This window comes from Leucothrix arctica (genome assembly GCF_003172895.1).
Taxonomy (GTDB): Bacteria; Pseudomonadota; Gammaproteobacteria; order Thiotrichales; family Thiotrichaceae; genus Leucothrix; species Leucothrix arctica.
This window is the reverse complement of record NZ_QGKL01000036.1, coordinates 1-22943: the sequence shown is the minus strand read 5'-3', so window position 1 is coordinate 22943 and position 22943 is coordinate 1. Positions and strand designations below refer to the sequence as shown.

Below are 22943 nucleotides of genomic sequence, written 5' to 3'. Positions count from 1 at the left end.
TCTAAGTCCACCGTTGCAGGATCAATCGTGCCGTCAGGATCTGAGTCGTTACTACTTACTAATGGCAGTGTCGTTGGATTTGTTGGCGAAGGAACACCTAGGTTCGTCGCCGTATCATCCATTGCAACTGGCTCATTACCGTAAGCAATCATTAGTGATGCTTCATTCGAAGTATTACCATCATTGTCGTTCACTGTGTAAGTGATCGATGCTGGGCTACCTGTCAATGTTGCGCTTGGTGTAAACGTCACATTACCTGTGGCGTCAACCGCGTAAGTACCGTCACCGTTGGTGAATGTAGAATCAATACTCGGCGTTGTAGGATCTAAATCAACCGTCGCTGGATCAATTGTGCCATCAGGGTCTGAATCATTACCGCCTACTAATAAAAGAGTGGTTGGATTCGTCGGTGACGGTGCACCTGGGTTCGTTGCTAAATCATCAACAGCAAGAGGTGCTACGCCATAAGTTACTGTCAAAGTAGCTTCGTTTGAGGTATTGCCATCGTTGTCGTTCACTGTGTAAGTGATCGGTGTTGGGTTGCCAGATAGTATTGCATTTGGTGTGAACGTCACATCGCCTGCTGAGTCAACTACATAGGTTCCTTCACCATTAGTGAAACTAGCGTCAAAACTTGGTGTTGTAGGATCTAAGTCCACGGTCGCTGAATCAATTGTGCCGTCAGGATCTGAGTCGTTACTCCCTACTAATGACAGTGTCGTTGGATTTGTCGGTGAAGGAACACCAAGGTTCGCTTCTGAGTCATCAACCGCAATCGGTGCTGTGCCGTAAGTCACTGTTAGAGTGGCTTCGTTTGAAGTATTCCCATCGTTGTCGTTCACTGTGTAAGTGATCGATGCTGGGTTACTTGTCAATGCTGCGCTCGGTGTGAAGGTCACATTGCCTGCGGCATCGACTACGTAATTACCGTCAGCATTAGTGAAACTCGTTTCTATAGCTGATGTTGTAGGGTCTAAATCAATTGTCGCTGGATCAATTGTGCCGTCAAGGTCGGAGTCATTACCGCCCACCAGTTGAAGTAAAGTTGGATTCGTCGGTGAAGGAATACCTAAGTTCGTCGCGGTATCATTCATCGCGACTGGTTCATTACCGTAAGCAATCGTTAGTGTTGCTTCATTTGAGGTATTACCATCGTTATCGTTCACGGTGTAAGCGATCGGCGTTGGATTACTGATCAGTGTTGCGTTCGGTGTGAACGTTACATTTCCTGCAGCATCAACCGCGTAAATACCGTCACCGTTGGTGAATGTAGAATCGATACTCGGCGTTGTTGGATCTAAATCAACCGTCGCTGGATCAATTGTTCCATCCGAGTCTGAGTCATTACCGCCTACCAGTACAAGAATGGTTGGATTCGTCGATGAAGGTGTACCTGGGTTCGTTGCTAAATCATCAACCGCAACCGGTGCTGTGCCATAAGTCACTGTTAAAGAGGCTTCATTCGACGTATTACCGTCGTTATCATTCACCGTATAAGCAATCGGCGTTGGATTACCTGTCAATGTTGCACTTGGTGTAAACATAACATTACCAGCGACATCGACTGTGTAAGTACCATCAGCATTAGTGAAACTCGCATCGATAGTTAATGTTGTCGGATCTAAATCAACTGTTGCAGGATCAATCGTGCCATCAGGATCTGAATCATTACTCCCTACTAATGTTAGTATCGTTGGGTTTGTTGGTGAAGGAACACCTAAGTTCGTCGCTGTATCATCCATTGCGACTGGCTCATTACCGTAGGCAATGGTTAGTGCTGCTTCATTCGACGTATTACCATCATTGTCATTCACGGTATAAGCGATAACCGTTGGGCTAGCACTCAATGTTGCGTTCGGTGTGAACGTAACATTACCCATCGCATCAACCGCGTAAGTACCGTCACCGTTGGTGAATGCAGAATCAATACTCGGCGTTGTAGGATCTAAATCAACAGTCGATGGATCAATTGTGCCATCAGGGTCTGAATCATTATCGCCTACTAATACAAGAGTGGTTGGATTCGTCGTTGAAGGTGCACCTGAATTCGTTTCTGAGTCATCAACCGCAACAGGCGCTGTGCCGTAAGCAATGGTTAGTGTTGCTTCATTCGAGGTATTACCATCGTTGTCGTTCACAGTGTAAGTGATGGTTGCTGGGTTACCTGTAAGTACTGCATTTGGTGTGAAGATAACGTTACCTAATTCATCAACGTTATACGTACCATCGGCATTGATCAGCGTCGTATCAACCCACGGGGTTGTAGGATCTAAATCCACTGTCGATGTGTCAATCGAACCGTCAGGATCTGAATCGTTACTCCCTACTAATGGCAGCGTCGTTGGATTTATTGGTGAAGGAACACCAGGATTCGCTACCGAATCATCAACTGCAACAGGCGCTGTACCGTAAGTCACTGTCAAAGTAGCTTCGTTTGAGGTATTGCCATCGTTATCGTTCACTGTGTAAGTGATCGGCGTTGGATTACCCGTCAATGTTGCACTTGGTGTGAAGGTTACATTGCCTGCTGCATCAACCACATACGTACCGTCGCTGTTAGTAAAACTAGCATCAATACCTACCGTTTTAGGATCTAAATCCACTGTTGCTGGATCAATTGTGCCATCAGGGTCTGAATCGTTGCTCCCTATTAGAGGCAGCTTCGTTGGATTCGTTGGTGAAGGAGTGCCAAGGTTAGCCGCTGTATCATCCATAGCGACTGGCTCATTACCGTAAGCAATCGAGAGCGTTGCTTCATTCGATGTATTACCGTCGTTATCGTTCACGGTGTAAGCGATAGGTGTTGGACTGTCCGTTAATGTTGCACTTGGTGTGAATATGACATTACCTGCGGCATCAACCGCGTAAGTACCGTCACCATTATTGAATGTAGAATCGATAACCGGAGTTGTAGGGTCTAAATCAACCGTCGCTGGATCAATTGTGCCATCCGAGTCTGAGTCATTACCGCCGACTGATATAAGAGTCGTTGGATTTGTCGGTGAAGGTGTACCTGGGTTCGTTGCTAAATCATCAACGGCAATGGGTGCTACGCCATAAGTCACCGTCAACAACGCTTCATTCGAGATATTACCGTCGTTGTCGTTCACGGTATAACTGATCGGTGTTGGGTTGCCTGCAAGTGTCGCATTAGGCGTAAACGTCACATTACCTGTGGCATCAACAACATAGGTACCATCACCATTAGTGAACGTAGCATCGACACCCGACGTTGTAGGATCTAAGTCAACCGTTGCAGGATCAATCGTGCCGTCAGGATCTGAGTCGTTACTACTTACTAATGGCAGTGTCGTTGGATTTGCTGGCGAAGGAACACCTAGGTTCGCTGCCATATCATCCATTGCGACTGGCTCATTACCGTAAGCAATCATTAGTGATGCTTCATTCGAAGTATTACCATCATTGTCGTCCACAGTGTAAGTGATCGATGCTGGACTACCTGTCAATGTTGCGCTCGGAGTGAACGTCACATTACCTGCGGTATCAACCGCGTAAGTACCGTCAACATTGGTGAATGTAGAATCGATACCCGGCGTTGTAGGGTCTAAATCAACCGTCGCTGGATCAATCGTACCGTCAAAATCAGAGTCATTACTGCCGACTAATGGCAGTGTCGTTGAATTATCGGGTGAAGGCGTGCCTAGATTTGCTGCCGAATCATCAACCGCTGCAGGTGCTACCCCATAAGTCACGGTTAGAGTCGCTTCATTCGACATGTTACCGTCATTGTCATTCACAGTATAAGCGATCGGTGTTGGATTACCGATCAAAGTAGCATTCGGTGTAAACGTAACATTACCTACGGCATCAACCGCATAGGTACCATCACTATTTGTAAACGAAGCATCAATACCCGCTGTTATAGGATCTAAATCCACTGTCGCAGGATGAATCGTGCCATCAGGATCTGAGTCGTTACTCCCCACTAGTGGCAATATCGTTGGGTTTGTTGATGAAGGAACACCAAGGTTCATTGCCGAATCATCAACTGCAACTGGAGCTGTGCCATAAATCACTGTCAAAGTAGCTTCATTCGACGTATTACCGTCGTTGTCGTTCACGGTGTAAGTGATTGGCGCTGGGTTACCCGTCAACGTTGCGCTTGGTGTGAATGTTACATTGCCTACTGCATCAACCTCATACGTACCATCGCTGTTTGTAAAACTAGCATCAATACCTGCTGTTGTAGGATCTAAATCCACTGTTTCTTGATCAATCGTGCCGTCAGGATCTGAATCATTACGCCCTACTAATGGCAGTATCGTTGGGTTTGTTGGTGAAGGAACACCTAAGTTTGTCGCTGTATCATCCATTGCGACTGGCTCATTACCGTAGGCAATCGTTAATGTTGCTTCATTCGACGTATTACCATCATTGTCATTTACGGTATAAGCGATAGGCGTTGGGCTAGCACTCAATATTGTATTCGGCGTAAACGTTACATTACCGGCAGTATCTACTACATAAGTACCATCACCATTCGTAAACGAAGCATCAATGCCCACTGTTGTAGGATCTAAATCAACCGTTGCTGGATCAATCGTGCCATCCGAGTCTGAGTCATTACCACCCACTAATACAAGAGTCGTCGGATTTGTCGGTGAAGGTATGTCTGGATTAGTTTCTAAATCATCAACCGCAACTGGCGCTGTGCCATAAGTTACCGTTAGAGTCGCTTCATTCGACGCATTACCGTCATTATCATTCACGGTATAAGTGATCGGGGTTGGATTACCGATCAAAGCAGCATTAGGCGTAAATATCACATTACCTACAGCATCAACAACATACGTACCATCACCATTAGTGAAGCTAGAATCAACACCTTCAGTAGTAGGATCTAAATCAACGGTCGCGGCATTAATTGTGCCATCGGGATCAGAATCATTCGTACCAATCGTTGCTAATGTCGTTGGATTCGTCGGCGAAGGAACACCAAGATTCGCTGCCGAGTCATCAACCGCAACCGGTGCTGTGCCATAAGTTATAGTTAGAGTCGCTTCATTCGACGTATTACCGTCGTTATCATTTACGGTATAAGCGATCGGCGTTGGATTACCTGTCAGTGTCGCATTAGGCGTGAACGTGACATTCCCTGCGGCATCAACAACGTAAGTACCATCACTATTCGTAAACGAAGTATCAATACCCGCTGCTGTAGGATTTAAATCAACCGTTGCTGGGTCAATCGTGCCATCAGCATCAGAGTCATTACCACCCACTAAAGGCAGTGTCGTTGGATTAGTTGGTGAAGGAACACCAACATTCGCTGCAGAGTCATCAACCGCAACCGGTGCTGTGCCATAAGTCACTGTCAAGTGCTTCTTGACGTATTACCTCGTTGTCATTCACGGTATAACTGATCGGCGCTGGGTTTCCTGCCAAAGTCGCATTCGGCGTAAACGTCACATTACCCGCCCCATCAACTGCATAAGTACCATCACCATTCGTAAACGAAGCATCAGTACCCGCTGTTGTAGGATCTAAATCAACGGTCGCTGGATCAATCGTGCCATCAGCATCAGAGTCATTACCACCCACTAAAGGCAGTGTCGTTGGATTTGTTGGTGAAGGAACACCAAGATTCGCTGCTGAGTCATCAACAGCAACCGGTGCTGTGCCATAAGTCACTGTCAGAGTCGCTTCATTCGACGTATTACCGCCGTTATCATTCACGGTATAAGCGATCGATACTGGGTTTCCTGCCAAAGTAGCAGTAGGCGTGAACGTGACATTACCTGCCCCATCCACAACATAAGTACCATCAGCATTCGTAAACGAAGCATCAATGCCCGCTGTTGTAGGATCTAAATCCACTGTCGCAGAATCAATTGTACCATCAGGATCTGAATCATTACCGCCCACTAAAGGCAGTGTCGTTGGATTTGTTGGTGAAGGAACACCAGGGTTCGCTACCGAATCATCAACCGCAACCGGCGCTGAGCCATAAGTCACTGTCAAGATAGCTTCATTCGAGGTATTTCCATCGTTGTCGTTCACCGTATAAGCGATCGGCGTTGGATTACCTACCAGTGTCGCATTAGGTGTAAACGTCACATTACCTGCCCCATCTACAACATACGTACCATCACTATTCGTAAACGAAGCATCAATAACCGCTGTTGTAGGATCTAAATCAACGGTCGCTGGATCAATCGTGCCATCAGCATCAGAGTCATTACCACCCACTAAAGGCAGTGTCGTTGGATTTGTTGGTGAAGGAACACCAAGATTCGCTGCAGAGTCATCAACCGCAACCGGTGCTGTGCCATAAGTCACTGTCAAAGTGGCCTCATTCGACGTATTACCGTCGTTATCATTCACCGTATAAGCGATCGGCGTTGGATTACCTGCCAGTGTCGCATTAGGTGTAAACGTCACATTACCTGCAGCATCTACAACATACGTACCATCACTATTCGTAAACGAAACATCAACACCCGCAGTAGTAGGATCTAAATCAACCGTCGCAGAATCAATCGTGCCATCAGCATCAGAGTCATTACCACCCACTAAAGGCAGTGTCGTTGGATTAGTTGGCGAAGGAACACCAAGATTCGCTGCCGAGTCATCAACCGCAACCGGCGCTGTGCCATAAGTCACTGTCAAAGTAGCTTCATTCGACGTATTACCGTCATTATCATTCACGGTATACACGATCGGCATTGGATTGCCGATCAAAGTAGCATTAGGCGTAAACGTCACATTACCTGCTGCATCAACCACATAAGTACCATCACCAGTCGTAAGTGAAGCATCAATACCCGCAGTTTTAGGATCTAAATCAACCGTCGCTAAATCAATCGTGCCATCAGGATCAGAATCATTATCACCAACCAATAAAAGTGTCGTTGGGTTAGTCGGCGAAGGAAGACCTACATTAGCCTGAGCATCATCAACTGCAGTTGGAGATTGCAGCGCAATAGTAGAAGTAGAGTTATCATCAGCAGTATCATCTTCAGTAACAGGCGTTGTTCCATCAAGTCGCATCGCGCTTGATGTCGCTGTATTAACAATATCTACACCAGAATCAATCTGAGCTTGGGTGATCGCACGCGTCGCAGTACAAGTCGTTGTCGCGCCTGCAGCAAGTGTAGCAATCGGACAATCTACCAACGTTCCTGCGTCAATATTCGCATCCGTCACCGTTAAATCAGCCAAACCGACATTACCCGTGTTTACAAAGGTAAACGTGTAAGTAATCGTTCCTGACGCTGCCATAGTAGCTGTATCTGAGCTTTTCGCCATTGTGTAACTTGCCGTTTGGGTAATAACCGTCTCAACAGTATTATCCGTCACATCATCTTCTGTAACAGGGTCTCCAATAGGATCTTCTACACTTGGCGTTGCCGTGTTTGATAAAGCAATACCCGCATCCATCTGTGCTTGGCTAATGGTTCGAGTTGCAGTACACGTTTCCGTCACACCTACCGCTAGTGTAGCAATAGGACATCCCGTCAACGTACCAGAGTCAATATCTGGATCTGTAATCGTTAGATTATCAAGAACCACATTTCCCGTATTCGTAAACGCAAAGCTATACGTTAACGGACCAGCCGCTGTAATCGGGCCATTTGATGTCTTAACCATATTATAAGCTGGCGCAGCTGGGTTAATAGTGATTCGATAATCTTCAACTTCACCCGCAATAACAGCGCCGCTAAAACCCACACCAGAAGAATTACTAAACCTGAATCTTAAGTAGGTATCACCACCTGTAGCGGTATAGGGAATAGGTAATATTAAACTGGTATTTTCAACCGTCGTACTATTGATAAATACATCGGTTAACAACTGCTCCCCTGCATCAGCAAAGTCGTCATCAATATTTAAATCCATCCAAGCACTTAAATACCCATCACCAAACGTTGTTACATCTATCGCAACATTCTCTGACTGAGCAACACTCTGACCATCCAATAAAACACCGTTTCTTCTAACAGCGTCTTCATCATCATAGAAAGGGTCGCCTGTTGTGCCATCATTATCATCGCCTAAAGCAGTCGCTGATGGTTGGTTAGTAGCATCATGATCCGCTCCAAGCCCATATCCTAAGATAGTGCTCAATGAAATAGAGTTGTGACTGGCAGAGCCATAAATTGCAGGTGCGTCACCAAAGTCTGAGTTAGGTGCTAATATTTCTTCAGCGTGCGCATCAACAAAAGATAACTGCAGTAAACGATGAGTAAGGTCATTGGTAGAACTACCGTAAGCATTGTCATTTTGAAAACGCGCATTAATTGAAGAAATACTATTAGTGCTCGGTCCACCAGTCCAACTTGCTGCAGCGCGACAAGTAATAACAGGTGTTGAGGGGCTATCAGCACAATCGCCAAGTGATGTCGGAGACCCCTCAAACTTAACATCGTGTCCGCCCGCAAAAGAACCTGTGCTATAAACTACATTCGTATTACTGGAAAGGTAACCTGCACCGAGGCCTGATAAATAAATGTCATCCGAACCAGTAGAACCTGCTGTGCCATTACTATCTAAGTCAAACCCTGTACCGGTGATTCTATCAACAAATACTGGAGTCGTTGTCCCCTGAGCAACAACAGTGATTGTTGTATCGATAAATGCAACATCATCACTAGCATCTCTATCTCGAAGATTGACACTTAAAACACCGTCATTGACGTAAACACAGTCTGGGCCATTCACTGTAGCAGTACCCTGAATATAATCATTATCCTCATCATTAACCGTGACGATAATATCCAGTGGAGTACCCTGCCATGAAGCCGTAGTACCAAAACGATACGTTGTAGGAACTGCACCACAATCCGTACCCGTTAGGACTGTTCTGGTGCCGTCTAAAGTAATACTCAATGCATGCACTGAGCTAGAACCAAACACACAAGCTGTGAGTAATAAGGTATAAGTAAGCAACTTAGAAACTACTTTCTGAGCGATAGTTGGAGTATCTGCTTCCGTTATCGAAGGCTTTAACGACGGAGTTTTAATACGATTGAGAAAAGTACCATTAAATAAGCATCTGTCCGAAAGTAGCTTTCGGATTAATAAACTAAACATTTTGTGTTATTCCCCAATCTTCTGGTACTGACTTTTTCACAGAGCTGTAAAAACAATCAATTCAGATATTATTTTTATATATTTATTACTGTACATGGACAAATATTAATGAGTTATTAACAACAATAAAACACTCAAAAAACTAGGGTAGAACGCACTTATAAATTACGTGACATTAGTTAACGCTAAACAATCCTTTCCAAACGCCCTATCGCAGTTGCAGCCAATAATTCCGCCTCTCTCAGCCGATTACTTACTTGCTGAGCAACCGCATCTTGCGTCTCTACAATCGACACTTCCGAACCCGCAATCTGCCTAATTTTGGGTACCAAAAACGCATAGTGCGTACACCCCATAACAAAGGTATCCATTCTTCCTTCTAATAGTGGCTCAATACACCCTCTTACCAGCACTTCAGTCTCGGCAGTATTTATTAAATCCACTTCAATCTGCTCAACAAATCCTGGACACCCCTGCAACACAAACTCACAACCATTCGCATGACGCGCCACCAACTTGCTTAAGGTAGCCACTATCAGCTGTGTACTGAGTCGCTAAAACCGCTATCCGACCTGTTTTAGTCAGTTGAGTAGCAGGCTTAACACCCGGCTCTACCCCAATAATGGGTACGGCAAATTCTTTACGAAGTGTTTCAATAGCATCCCCAAAGTCTTCGTAACGATCAGCCAGTGCGCCGGTGTCATCCCCTAGCAGTCGTGTACTGCCCAAACCATCATAGTGATGTAACTAATCTCGGTATAACGTTGTTGTAGAGATAACTAATTGGGTAAGCTGGTTTAGTGCGTTGTATTGGTAGTCAGTGACCTTGTTGTCGATGGTCATTTGCAAGGTTTTACAGTTCGCATCGTATTGATAACTTTCAACCGTGCCATAGCTATAAGTTGCTGTGATTTGACTCCCATCGACTTGCTCAGTCACAAACTGTGTTTTATTACCCGATTCGTCGTGCTGATAACGCAGGGTAATACCGTTGGGTTTGGTTTCGGTGAGTAGTCGTCGACTGGGTCGTAGGTGTAGCTTATCGTATCAGCGTTTTGTTCAGCAGTTAGCGCTTGGCCAACTGTGTCATAGGTCATGCGCTTAGTGATTAACCCGCCAATGTATTGTAGGTGTAACGAGTAACATGACCGACTGCATCGGTTTCGCTCAGCTGGTTACGTCTCGCGTCATAAGTCCACGCTTGCGTATTCCCCAACGCATCGGTACGTGACAGTTCGTTGAGTTGTTGTCGTAGGTACGTGTGGTGGTTTCGCCTGCACCATTGGTTTCAGCAAGGACATTACCTGCACCGTCGTAACTAAAGACTTGGGTGAAGCCGCGACGGTTTTTGACTACTTCTAGGTTACTGCCAATGTCGTGAGTGAACTCAATGCGGTTACCATCAGCATCGATTTGTGCAATCAGTCGACCTGCTTCATCGTATTCATTTTGAGTAACACGCACACCTCTTGGATCGAATATATCAACCAAGCCATGTTGGTTGTTATAGGCAAAAGTGGCCGCGTTATCTAACTGATCTTTATGGGCGATTAAGTTGCCATTCGTATCATGCTCGTAAGTGATCTGTGTTTCATCAGGCAATGTGATCGCGCTGATATTACCATTGACGTCACGCTCAAAACTGACACTTGCACCTGTACTGTGGAATACACCTTCGCTGCTAAAGGTGAGTGTTTGACCATTAGGCTCGGTGACTTTACGAATATTAAAGCCTTGCTCTAGATCGTAGATGTAACCGTCAGCGGTGGTTAGCTGGTAGTTCTGTGGGTCAACATCAAGACCAGGGTCGCCAAGTAGGTCTACTAAGTTTCCATTGACGATTCGAACTGTGCTGTAGTCTGACTGAGTTAATGTTGCGGTGGTGTTGCCCACGGGCTCAAAGACTATCGCTACGTCTATTGCGGGGGTTATTTGCTGACATTGCGGACTAGCTTTGGCAACAAACTTTTCAACTCGGCCATTAGGTAAAGTTACTGATACGGTAGGGTCGCCGTTTGGCTCTACACACCAGTTGTCAAAGAACCCTGCGGAGTAACGGTTAAGTGCCCATGAGCGACCTACCGGACGTGACTCATGCACTCGAACGTTTTGGTAATCAACACTCCAGCCATAACCGAAGTCAAGGTTTTGGTCTTTCTGGCGTGAGTCATAGGTGCGACTCACGACAATGGGAATACCTGCGAGTGGGATGTTTACATCTTCGAAGGTGAGGGAGAAGTTACCAACTTTCATGTCACCGTCGATTAACAGGGTAATGCTGTCTTGTCCTTCTAAACAATTATGATCAAATGCTTGAAGCGTGAGTTATTTAAGAAGAGGTTTATAATTAGACGGGGTTTGACAGCATATAATACCCAAAGGGACTATCCATTCTTAATGGTTACTAGCTTTCAAAGCAACTTTATTTATATATTCATCTAAATAATTAAAGAACCGCTCTATGCCTGCTTCATCAGAATCTACGTTGTTCATAATCATGTCAACCCAACTATTGGCTGGTGCATTACGACCATTTTCCTTTTCAGCTATCCAGTCGTGGAAAGATGGCTGATAATGTTGAAAAAAGTTATAGTATGTTGATACATCCTCTCTATTGACTCCCTGAAAGTAGCCTCCTAAAAAGCTCCCTAAGTGTGCCAACGTAGTTGGGTATACATACATTCCTAAGCGTCTTCTCAATAAATGTGAAAACGCTATAAACTCTTTTAATTCATTTTCTGGGGATACAACCATTATATTTTCCTGTCATGCCTTCAGACTTTAGGTTTACACCTATGCCATCATTTATACCAATATCATCAACCCACTCCGCAAAGGGCATCCCTTCTGGATTAACACTATCGAACACCATATCGCCGACCTGGACAGTAAAGTGTTGTGGGTTTTTTGAAATAGTACCATGCTTAAGTGATCCGAGAAATGCAGTTCTAGTAGAGGTAACGCAAAGTCGTTTTCCCACAACATTTTTTCCCAATAAAAGCTGTTCAAATTTCACAGCAAAATCATCACAGACATACTTGCCCACGCAAGCCTTTGGGACAGTTTTAGCCAAAGTTTGCGCTGCTTTTTCGCAAGGCGAGATGTTATGTACAAGCACTTTGTCAGCTGACACTAAAAAGTTATGATTCTTTCGAACCGTTAAGTCATAAACAGTTTCAACTCTAAAAGACCTCTCAACATTGACAACCTTAGACTCTCTACCAGATAGGCTTTGAAGAAGCATATCACTAGTAATATTCCTAGCTTGTCTCCACTTATTATCTGCATATATGAGATGCTCTGGTGTTGCTTCAATTTTTGTACCTGAAGCCAATTCGATACTAATAATCAGTGTGTTTTTTCTGCTCTTAATAACGGCAAGAACAGGCTGATACTCATATTTCTCTGTCTTTTCATCATAACTTAAAACCAACTCACCAACTTCAATTTCATCAATACGTGTCAGAGTATTCTCGACTGCTATCAAAGTATTAGGAACAAAGCTATTACTTAAACATCCAGATTTTTTTAGCAGCTTTTGAAATGACCTAGTAAGCACACCAACCTTCGAACCAGCATAAGCCCAAATTATTGCAATACCGGCCTCTCTACTAGAAAAATCAGCTCCTCCGGTCGAAACATCAAAGAGACTCAACCCCACATCAATTTGGATATTCGCCAAGGTCGAACGAATATTACTCGCAGCACTGACACTCCCTAGACTGAAATTACCCGTCGGATCAATATTGTTAACGGGATTTGCATTCGCATACAGGTACTTATGCAATGTGATCGGGTCAGAGCTATTACCCATCCATGTATCTTGCTGGGTAAATCGCCCTTGGTGCGGGTTGTAATAACGCGCACGTAGGTAATAGAACGCTAAGTTGATATCGTACTGTTCTCCTGTGAAGCGGTAACGATTGACGGTGTTGCCTAATTCCTCAATGGCTTCGCCAAAGGCGTCGTATCGGTAACGATCGGTGAGTGTTTCGGTCTCATCAGTGAGCAGTCGGGTACTACCTAGGCCGTCATAGTGATAATAGCTAATTTCAGTATCACGTTGCTGCTGTAGTAGGTCATCACCGTAGAGATAACTGACTTGGGTTTGACCTGTCGCATCTTGCTCTTGCACGACTTGTGCATAGGCCTGATTGTTATCAACGATGAAGCGCGTTTCACTGCCATTTTTCTGCAAGGTAACGCGGTTACCCTCAACATCGTAAGCGTAGGTCAGCGTATCGGTTACAACACTTGCTTCTGACTTTTGCACTTGGGTAAGCTGGTTCAGTGCATTGTATTGGTAGTCCGTGACCTTATTGTCGATGATCATTTGCAACGTGCTGCCGTTTGCATCGTAGGTGTAGTTTTCACCCCCTTGCTGAGTCAGTCGATCATTGTCGTCATAACTATAAGCAGTGGTGATGCCATTCACAACACCTTGCGTGCGGTTGCCTGTATGGTCGTATTGATAACTAGCGGTGTGGCTAACGGTGTTAGTGTTATCAGTGACCGTTTCAGTTTCTAGGCGATGGATCGCATCGTACTGATAATTGCTTATTGTGCCATCTGCATCCGTGATCCTTGTGCGCTGCCCTGTGTTGTTTAATTGGTAGCTGAAGGAGTCGAGTACTGTGCCTAAGGCTGTTTGATGCTGTAGCTGTGTCAAACGGTTTAGGCTGTCGTATTGATAACTGGCGACTGTGCCATTGGCGTGGGTAGTCGTTTGGCGGTTACCCACTGCATCATAGGTATAATGAGTGAGACTACCTTGGGTATCAGTGACGGTCGCTAAACGATTAAGTTCGTCATAGCTGTAAGTCGCGGTGATTTGACTCCCATCGACTTGCTCAGTCACAAACTGTGTTTTATTACCCGCTTCGTCGTACTGATAACGCAGGGTAATACCGTTGGGCTTGGTTTCGGTGAGTAGTCGTCCGACGGGGTCGTAAGTGTAGCTAGTCGTATTAGCATTTTGTTCAGCAGCTAGCACTTGGCCAACCACATCATAGGTCATGCGTTTAGTGATTAACCCGCCAATGGTTTGTTGTGTCGGACGGTTATTAATGTCGTACTCGGTCGTTGTCACTTGACCTTTAAAGTCGATGTGCACGGTTCGATTACCTGACACATCATATTCAAAGGCTTCTACCCACACATCTACAATCGCAACTTGCCATTTAAGTTAACAAACTTACCCTAAATTTCGGTGGTAACCAAATATCCTCACACTCAACCGACCGCTCCCCATATTTCTCAAACTGGTGAGCATCAAAATCTTTCTTTTTAATATTATAATGTTGTGCATTGGTATAACGACACTGCCTTAAAGATTTAAGCTTATAGAGCACCGCTAAATCACCATCAACGACTTTTGTACCCGAACCAAATGACAAATAATCGAGCTTCTTCATCCCATCTAAAATCGACAATGATTCAATGTCACTAGTTTTCGCGATAATCAGAGACAACAACTCTGTATTAAACTTTAAGCAATCATAGGCAGTAATTCGCTTACAGTTTGCTAGCTTAAGGTATTTTAACTGTCCCAATTTCCCTATAGCACCAATATCGGTTAAGTTATTAGCGACCGCAATATCTAGCCCTTCAAGAGCCCCCAAACCCTCAAATCCTTTTAATGACTTCAGTAGCTTTGAATCAATCAAATTAATATACTTCAACTTCCTTAATTTCGAAAACGCAGTGACATCATCACCTTTCCAACCATTAATTTTCAAATATTCCAATCCTGACAATTGGAATATACTACTTCCATAGTCTCGCCTAAAGTACATTTGAAGGCTTTTCAGGTTCTGTAATACGGAAAAATCAAATTTAATCTTAAAATCACCTTCTATTTTAAGATCTTGTAGCTCACTGAGCCTTCCTATAGATCGCCAGTCCATCACTTCCGAACCAATTCTTATGCTCTTTAAACACCCTCTAAAGTCAGTTAACCAATCCAAATCAGACCAATCACCAGCCTCTAATCCCAAAGAGTATATCTCTCCAGTACTAAGAATTTTATAAGCTTCATCCGAATACCCCCACCTCATTGTAAGGTGATGCGGTGACCATAACTGATGTCTTGGAGGCATGCTTTCCATTTTTTGAATCCTATATTTGAAGCTTAATTACTTCGGGCAAAAGTCCAGTTTATTAAATATTTCACGCAATGCCTTACTATTAGCCGAGCGTGGATTTTCTGCAATTTCCTTGCGACTATTGGTATTCTCTCCCCCTTGTGACTCAAAAACCCTCTCAACAAAGTCCATCAAGTATTGCTCCAAAAGCCTCATTTCATTTCGGTTACCAGCGTACTCGAACTTAGCTAATGTACCCTTTAAGATTTTTTCGGCATCCTTTTGATGCTGCTTATAACGTTTATCAATATCACCAGAACGCCCTATGTACTGCCCAGCACCATCAAGTAACACATAAGCCCCGTAAGTTACTGCATGCTCTACTGTTTGCTCAATAGCAATACACATAACTTCATTACTTAACTTTTTGAAGGCTACTCGGTAGGTCTGTCCCTGAGCCAAACTGGCAAGGTTATTTTGAAGTGATGAAGCCGACATCTGACCTAGAATAGACATAAAACCACTGGGGTCAATATTTAAGACTGGGCTACTATCGGCATACACATACTTGTTCAAGGTAACCGGCTCAAAAGAGCGCCCCAACCAAACATCCTGTTGCATAAACCTCCCCTGATTCTGGTTGTAATACCTAGCCCTCAGATAATATTGATCTAGCTCACCATCAAACTGCTCTCCTGCAAACTGGTACTTATTTTCGGTTGTTCCAACCTGACTGACCAGCTCACCAAACGCCTTATACGCATAACTATCCGTAACTGTACCTGACTCATCACTTAATCCACGCGTTGAGCCTAAGCCATCGTAAAGGTAATAATGACTTTGGCTGTTTCGGGTTTGGCTCACCAAGTCATCCCCATAGGTATAGAACGTCTCTGGTGTCCCTGTATTATCTAGCTCAGACAGCACTTGCGCATACGGACGGTTTTGATCCACTAAGTAATCGGTGGTTAAACCGTTTGTGGTTTTACTCTGACGAATACCCCCTGCGTTGTAGCTGTACTCCAGTAAGTCCGTTGAGGTAGTTGCGCGAACCATTCGGTTATCTTGGGTGTACTCGTATGCAGTGACGTCCAGTCCTTGGTTTTTCTGAGTGGTGTTACCGTTCGCATCGTATTGATAGCTGGTTATTGCAGAGCCATTATTGCTTTCTAGTAGTCGGTCATTGGCATCATAGGTATAACTGGTGGAGAGACCATTGTCTAGCTGAGTTAGGCGGTTGCCCACTTTGTCATAACTAAAGTCGGTGGTGTGATTACCTTGCGAAGTGTCAGTAACAGTCTCTTGTAGCAAGCGATGCGTTTCATCGTATTGATAATCACTGCTTCGCCCATTCAGCTCTGTAATCTTTAAACGGTGACCTGTGTCTGCCAGCAAATAATCGAACTGCTGTGTAACAGCATTACTCGGTGACAGATGCTGTACCTGCGTTAATCGATTCAGCGTATTGTACTGATAGGAAATCGCCGTGCCATTAGCGTAATTAACACGTGAGCGGTTACCTACGGCGTTGTAATCATAGCTTGTTGTGCCATTGGAATCAGTAACGCTAGCCATTCGATTTAAGGCATCAAAACTGTAATCTACCGTTCTGTTTTGAGTGGTTAGCTGAGTTCGATTACCTGCTATATCGTAGACATACTCGATGGTTTGACCATTCGGATGGCTAACCTTGGTTAATCTGTCTCGGGAATCGTAGGTGTAGCTAGTGATACCACGATGATCCGTGAGCATTGCCACTTGACCTGTTACGGTATACACCGTGTCGACCATGCGCCCTGTACTGACGTATTCACGACGAGTTTCACGATTCAGTACATCGTATTGGTAGTTGGTCTCTTGGCTTTTAAAATCAATGTGCTTTGTACGGTTGCCCAACACGTCATATTCAAAGATTTCAACCTGCCCCATCGGTAAGGTGCGGCTCACCACACGACCGACATTATCATATGCCCAGTGAGTGGTTCGCCCTTCTGCATCCGTTTGAGTGAGCTTGTTGTTTTGCTCATCGTAGGTGTAGGTGGTTTCGTGACCTAACGCGTTGGTGACTTTGGTGAGGTTACCCACGCCATCGTATTGGTAGAAGGTGGTATTACCTGCTTGGTCGGTTGCGCTGACTTTGCGGCCTCTGACGTCATAGGCGGTGCTTGTGCTGGTTCCATCTGCGAACTGCGTTTCTATTAGGCGGTCGCTTAGGTCAAACACGTAAACGACGCTGTTGTCGTTGGCATCGGTCATTCCGACACGGTTGCCGCGTTGGTCGTAGCTATACTGGGTGGTATTACCCCGCGCATCGGTAACGGCTATTTGGCGACCTGCTGCATCTAGGGTGTACTCGGTACGGTTACCACGCGCATCGATAGACGCGACCATTCGGCCTGCTGCGTCATAGTCGCTTTGGTTAGTACTGCCATTTGGGTAGGTGGTTTTGATCAGACAGTTGGCTGCATCGTACTCCATCAGCGTGATACGACCTGCACGGTCGGTTTCGCTGACTTTATTGCCTTCAGGGTCGTAATCCATTTGGCTAGTGGTGCCATCAGGATAGGTCATTTGTGACATCAAGCCACGTGCGTTGTAACGGTACTCAGTACGACGGCCTGCGGCATCTATCATCGAGGCTTCTTTACCAAACACGGTGTATTCGGTTTGCGTGACGCGGCCAAGTGGGTCGGTGGTTTTGATGACGCGACCTTTTGCATCGTACTCATAACGCGTGGTGAGCAGATGGGTAACACCTGAGGCATCGGTACGGCTAGTGGTTTCGCTGATCTTACGACCCATTGCCGTGTAGACGTCGTAGCTGTAGGTGGTTTTTACACCGTTGGCGTCAGTCTCAGACAGTACATGACCGAAAGAGTTATGCTCACTGGTCAGTTGGGTACCGACCGCATCGCTCATTTCAGCGGGGCTGGATGAGTTGCCGGTATAGCTAAGCGTAGTCGTTTCACCTAAGGCGTTAGTTAACGACGTTAGCTTGTCTTGCGCGTCATACTCACTACTAATACCTACCGATCCATCAGGGTTGGTGATGGTCAGCGGTTTGCTGTGGTTGTTGTAGGTGTAGCTAGTAACATTACCGACTGCATCGGTTTCACTCAGCTGGTTACGTCTCGCGTCATAGGTCCACGCTTGCGTATTCCCCAACGCATCGGTACGTGACAGTTCGTTAAAGTTGTTGTCGTAGGTGCGTGTGGTGGTTTCGCCTGCACCATTGGTTTCAGCAAGGACATTACCTGCACCGTCATAACTAAAGATTTGGGTGAAACCGCGACGGTTTTTGTATCACCAGGTCAGACGCAGGCATTATTTGCTCACACTGTTGACTGGCTTTATCAACAAACTTTTCAACTCGACTACTAGGCAACAGACCTTACTAACAAAACCTCTCTACATATTTGATAATCCGATATTAGACAGACCAACGCGAACGGATAACCCCGCAGGATCATTTGTAGTAAAGTATGATCCAGAGATGTCAAAGCCTCTATCAACGATGCCATACACCATATCAGTCAGCTTACTCTCCATCTGATCAAGGTCCCCATCAACTTCAACTACTATTTGAAAACTACTTCCTTCACCAGCCTCTGGGCCGAAGAAAATTTCAAAATCTTTAAACTTAACAATACCCCTATTAAAAATTTCATAATGGAAATAATGTCCATTTTTGGCGTTCCTTTCACAATTCACCACTCTCGCCACTCTGAAGCAATACCATCTCCACCCCCATAGTTTTCGGGACGAAGACCTGCCGCTAAAGCAATTTTATCAAACAAATCACAGAACTCTTCTCTCTCCATTGTTTCTATAAGCTCTGGATAATTTTTTCTGACAATATTTAAACGTTGTACCGTACTCTGAAAAAGCTCAACTTTACTAAGCTCCGGTGCCGCTTCACCTAAGCTTATAAGAGACTTCAGCAACCCATCAAAAATACTTTGGACATTAAAGCAATGGGTATCAGAATATTTCCCTATACCATCTTGATAGTCCTCTGACCAATATTTGAAAGGGTAATAGCTACGGCAATGTTGTATTTTTTTTGAGTAATTCATAATTAATTCGTCTTATTTGCAAAGAGTTTTTTTCAACAGTCTAAACTCCTTTCGAAGCTTTTCTCTATCTTTACTATCACCAATAACTCTCCTATCATTATGTAAGTTATGTCCAGCATCCTCAAAATAATTGATCACTAACTGTTCAATCTTATCAAGAGCATCCTTTCCTCCTCCTACAAAAAATCGAGCTACTATTTTGCTATTTGCTTTCCACGCAGATATTGCTTTTCGCTCAGCCTCTTTCAGATGTTGTTTATACCTCGTATTAATATTACCTGCCTGACCAACGTAGTAACGGCCAGATGCTGCGTCAAAAAGAACATAGATTCCATAAGTAATTGATTTTTCGGCTAATCCTATAGCTAAATCACAACCAGCACTTTTAAAAACATGTTTAATTACTGTTCTATGTGCAGTACTTACTATAGTGCCCTGAATACTTGACGCTGCACTTACTCCCGCCAGATTTGCTGAATAACCGGACGGGTCGAGATACAAAACTGAGTTGGAGTTGGCATAGAGGTATTTATTTAATGTAATAGGATCATGTGAGCGCCCCATCCAAGTATCTTGCTGCGTAAACCGCCCTGCACCTTGATCATAATACCTAGCCCTCAGATAATACTGATCTAGCTCACCATCAAACTGCTCTCCTGCAAACTGATAGCTGTTTTCAGTTGCGCCTAATTGGCTAACTAATTCACCAAACGCCTTGTACACATAACTATCCGTCACTGCACCTGACTGGTCACTTAAGCCACGTGTTGAGCCTAAGCCATCGTATAAATAGTAATGACTTTGGCTACCACGTATTTGACTCACCAGATCATCACCGTAGGTGTAGAACGTTTCTGGTGTACCTGTGTTATCAAGCTCGGTAATGACCTGAGCGTAAGGGCGATTTTGATCGACTAAGTAGTTAGTGGTGATGCCGTTTTGGGTTTTACTTTGGCGGATACCGCTTGCGTTGTAGCTGTAGTCCAAGGTATCCGTGGATGATGTTGCGCGTATCATGCGGTTGTCTTGGCTGTACTCGTACGCGGTCACCGCTAACCCTTGGTTTTGCTGGGTGGTGTTGCCATTCGCATCATACTGATAACTAGTGATGACGATGCCATCATTGCTTTCTAACAGATGATCATTGGCATTATAGGTATAGCTGGTCGTTATGCCGTTTTCGGTTTGGCTGATACGGTTACCCACCGTGTCGTAACTAAAGTCAGTCGTGCGATTACCTAACGAGGCATCGGTGACTACTTCCTGTAATAGGCGATGTGTTGCATCGTATTGATAATCACTTACTCGACCATTGAATTCACTGATTTTTAGACGATGTCCTGTATCAGCAAGTTGGTAGTCAAACTACTCAGTGACCGCATTGGTAGGCGACAGGTGTTGCACCTGTGTTAAGCGGTTGAGTGTGTTGTATTGATACGCGATGGCTGTGCCATTGGCATAGTCAACTTGCGCACGATTTCCAACAGCGTCGTAACGATAACTCGTGGTGCCGTTAGCATCAGTGACAGTTGCGAGTCGATTTAAGCTGTCAAAGCTATAATCCACGGTGTCGTTTTGCGTCGTTAGCTGGGTGCGATTACCAGCCATGTCATAGCGGTACTCGATGGACTGACCGTTCGGGTGACTCACCTTGGTTAATCGATCACGTGCATCGTAGGTATAGCTGGTGATGCCTCGATGATCGGTGACCATAGCTGAAAACTTATATAAAGCCACAGCGGCTTAGAACTCTTTTTTCTGAGTGCTAGTTACTTAATTTTATAAATTATTGCAGCCCTATAATCATCCCAAAATTCAGAATACTTTTCCTTAGAACTATCGAGCAACGCGTCTAAGTTGCCATAATCAATTGCATATAACGCTAACGCACACTCAACAGCTACCTCTTTCGAGCACTCTAAGTTTGTTAATGTATCAACCAGTCGTGCAATGAATCTTCTATATGTTTCTTCGGAGAGCTCTTTACGCTCCAAAAGCTCACGCATTGAAAAGTATGCAGAAAAAGCAAGATGTTGATCTTTTGAATCTAAATACTTCTCAAGTAATAACTCATGCTGTTGTACACCTAACTCTCCCAGAAGCTCAATGGCACCATTCTTTTTGAGACAAAAAGAATCTACCTCATCATTCAAATAACCGATTACATGATTACAAACACTTACATCTCCTATTTCTATCAACATATCAAATGCATACCCTAAGACCAGGCTTTTTCTAAGCTCCTCTGGCCCGTCCGAAAACATACCTGATAGTTTTAGGTAATCCCCATCAATGACCTTCAAATAAAAGCTACTGTCTTGTATCGTCGGCATACTTATATCCTAATTTTTCACATTAAACATTCTTACACATACTCCACAGTAACTCTTGATAAAACCTCTAGAACCATACTTACCACTCTTATCAACATGGTAGGCAAAAGTCCATCTGATAGCTTTCCTTTTTGCCCCACCTCGTAACAACTTATTAGCTGCCATAAATTCGGCACAGTTACCAACTGTAATCCCAGTCCCTGAGTCTAAACAACCTAAAGAAGGAGTTCCCCCAAGTGACGCATGCGTAGTAGGATTATTTCCTTTCCCCCTATTAAACTCAGCAACCGATAAGCCATTTGTTAAATCAAATGCTCCTACAATAGTATTCTTTCTCTTTTTATTAAGCCAATTTGAAGACTTTGACCCAGCTAATATATCAATTTTCAACTCCGCTCCAACATACCCTATTACAAAGTTGCAGTACCTTTTAGCCTTTTTGTTTTTTTGACATAGCTTAGAAAGAGGCTTGAATACCTGTTTGCCAACAAGACCGAATAAGACAGCTCCACCAATATCACCAGCACTTGGAAGACTCTCCCCATTCCCCGACTCAGCAAACATACCCGCAACATCATACGAAGTAGTAGCAATACTTGCTAAAGTCCCCATAGTGTTAATACTTGACATGGCAGAGCCCATTGAAAAATTGCCCGTCGGATCAACCATATTTACCGGATTAGCATTCGCATACAGGTATTTGTGTAAGGTAATCGGATCGGAGTTATTCCCCATCCATGTATCTTGCTGGGTGAATCGCCCTTGGTGCGGGTTGTAGTAACGGGCACGCAGATAGTAGAACGCGAGGTTAGCGTCGTATTGTTCACCCGTGAATCGGTAGCGGTTTACAGTGTTACCAAGTGTTTCTAAATCTTCACCAAAGGCATCATAACGGTAGCGGTCGGTGAGTAGGCCTGTGCTATCCGTGAGCAAACGGGTGCTACCTAAACCATCGTAGTGATAGTAGCTAATATCAGTATCACGTTGCTGTTGCAGTAGGTCGTCGCCGTAGAGGTAATTGACTTGGATTTGACCCGTTGCATCCTGCTCTTGCACCACTTGTGCGTAGGCTTGGTTGTTATCAATAACGAAGCGGGTATCTGTGCCATTTTCCTGTGAGCGGGTACGGATGCCGTTAATGTCATAGGTGTAACGTAGTGTGTCCGTAACAACGCCTGCTTCGCGTGTTTGTACCTCGATGAGTTGATTCAGTGCGTTGTATTGATAAGCAGTGACTGTGTCGTCAATGGTCATTTCCAGCGTACTGCCATTGTCATCGTAGCGGTAGTGTTCGCCACCTTGCTGCGTCAGTCGGTCATTATCATCGTAGGTGTAGGCGGTGGTAATGCCGTTGACCACACCTTGCGTACGATTACCGATGTTGTCGTATTCATAGC

At 44.6% G+C, this 22943-nt stretch carries 16 protein-coding genes; all 16 read right to left on the bottom strand.

Annotated features, from left to right (window positions below):
• Positions 1–5333: beta strand repeat-containing protein (locus tag DKT75_RS13655; protein WP_146201384.1), on the bottom strand; the 5333-nt coding region annotated here is incomplete at its 3' end.
• Positions 5302–9054, bottom strand: a complete 3753-nt coding sequence (locus DKT75_RS13650; RefSeq protein WP_109823999.1) for a beta strand repeat-containing protein — start codon at positions 9052–9054, stop codon at positions 5302–5304. The genes DKT75_RS13655 and DKT75_RS13650, both read right to left, overlap by 32 nt.
• 185 nt (positions 9055–9239) lie before the next feature.
• Positions 9240–9587, bottom strand: coding sequence for a glutamate racemase (locus DKT75_RS13645; protein ID WP_158278874.1), 348 nt, complete (start codon positions 9585–9587; stop codon positions 9240–9242).
• Positions 9541–9783, bottom strand: a complete 243-nt coding sequence (locus DKT75_RS13640; protein ID WP_109823997.1) for a hypothetical protein — start codon at positions 9781–9783, stop codon at positions 9541–9543. The genes DKT75_RS13645 and DKT75_RS13640 overlap by 47 nt, the downstream gene beginning before the upstream one ends.
• 18 nt (positions 9784–9801) lie before the next feature.
• Positions 9802–9993: a hypothetical protein gene (locus DKT75_RS21745; protein WP_146201383.1), complete on the bottom strand. Its 192-nt coding sequence runs from the start codon at positions 9991–9993 to the stop codon at positions 9802–9804.
• Between the two features lie 228 nt (positions 9994–10221).
• Positions 10222–11307 carry an RHS repeat domain-containing protein gene (locus DKT75_RS13630; protein WP_109823996.1) on the bottom strand — a complete coding sequence of 362 codons (1086 nt, stop codon included), beginning with the start codon at positions 11305–11307 and terminating at the stop codon, positions 10222–10224.
• Positions 11308–11448: 141 nt separating this feature from the next.
• Positions 11449–11808 (bottom strand): hypothetical protein, encoded by a 360-nt coding sequence (locus tag DKT75_RS13625; RefSeq protein ID WP_109823995.1) that lies wholly within the window; start codon positions 11806–11808, stop codon positions 11449–11451.
• The gene (locus DKT75_RS13620; protein WP_484167219.1) at positions 11786–14185 is read right to left on the bottom strand and encodes an RHS repeat-associated core domain-containing protein; all 2400 of its coding nucleotides are present in this window, start codon (positions 14183–14185) and stop codon (positions 11786–11788) included. The genes DKT75_RS13625 and DKT75_RS13620 overlap by 23 nt, the downstream gene beginning before the upstream one ends.
• Positions 14186–14234: 49 nt before the next feature.
• Positions 14235–15161, bottom strand: a complete 927-nt coding sequence (locus tag DKT75_RS13615) for a leucine-rich repeat domain-containing protein (RefSeq protein WP_109823993.1) — start codon at positions 15159–15161, stop codon at positions 14235–14237.
• A 27-nt stretch (positions 15162–15188) separates the two neighbouring features.
• Positions 15189–18302 carry an RHS repeat-associated core domain-containing protein gene (locus DKT75_RS13610; protein ID WP_109823992.1) on the bottom strand — a complete coding sequence of 1038 codons (3114 nt, stop codon included), beginning with the start codon at positions 18300–18302 and terminating at the stop codon, positions 15189–15191.
• A 243-nt stretch (positions 18303–18545) separates the two neighbouring features.
• Positions 18546–18848 (bottom strand): hypothetical protein, encoded by a 303-nt coding sequence (locus DKT75_RS13605; RefSeq protein ID WP_109823991.1) that lies wholly within the window; start codon positions 18846–18848, stop codon positions 18546–18548.
• Positions 18845–19213 (bottom strand): hypothetical protein, encoded by a 369-nt coding sequence (locus DKT75_RS13600; protein ID WP_109823990.1) that lies wholly within the window; start codon positions 19211–19213, stop codon positions 18845–18847. The genes DKT75_RS13605 and DKT75_RS13600 overlap by 4 nt, the downstream gene beginning before the upstream one ends.
• A gap of 12 nt (positions 19214–19225) precedes the next feature.
• Complete coding sequence (locus tag DKT75_RS13595) at positions 19226–20419, bottom strand: RHS repeat-associated core domain-containing protein (RefSeq protein ID WP_109823989.1); 1194 nt, start codon at positions 20417–20419, stop codon at positions 19226–19228.
• Between the two features lie 159 nt (positions 20420–20578).
• Complete coding sequence (locus DKT75_RS13590) at positions 20579–20950, bottom strand: RHS repeat protein (protein ID WP_109823988.1); 372 nt, start codon at positions 20948–20950, stop codon at positions 20579–20581.
• Between the two features lie 32 nt (positions 20951–20982).
• Complete coding sequence (locus DKT75_RS13585) at positions 20983–21546, bottom strand: hypothetical protein (protein ID WP_109823987.1); 564 nt, start codon at positions 21544–21546, stop codon at positions 20983–20985.
• A 9-nt stretch (positions 21547–21555) separates the two neighbouring features.
• Positions 21556–22943: RHS repeat domain-containing protein (locus DKT75_RS13580; protein ID WP_146201381.1), on the bottom strand; the 1388-nt coding region annotated here is incomplete at its 5' end.

Excerpts from the sequence above, each read along its gene's own strand:
- DKT75_RS13650 (WP_109823999.1), bottom strand. The coding sequence starts at position 9,054 with ATGTTTAGTTTATTAATCCGAAAGCTACTTTCGGACAGATGCTTATTT.
- DKT75_RS13630 (WP_109823996.1), bottom strand. The coding sequence starts at position 11,307 with ATGAAAGTTGGTAACTTCTCCCTCACCTTCGAAGATGTAAACATCCCA.
- DKT75_RS13625 (WP_109823995.1), bottom strand. The coding sequence starts at position 11,808 with ATGGTTGTATCCCCAGAAAATGAATTAAAAGAGTTTATAGCGTTTTCA.
- DKT75_RS13615 (WP_109823993.1), bottom strand. The coding sequence starts at position 15,161 with ATGGAAAGCATGCCTCCAAGACATCAGTTATGGTCACCGCATCACCTT.
- DKT75_RS13600 (WP_109823990.1), bottom strand. The coding sequence starts at position 19,213 with ATGAATTACTCAAAAAAAATACAACATTGCCGTAGCTATTACCCTTTC.
- DKT75_RS13585 (WP_109823987.1), bottom strand. The coding sequence starts at position 21,546 with ATGCCGACGATACAAGACAGTAGCTTTTATTTGAAGGTCATTGATGGG.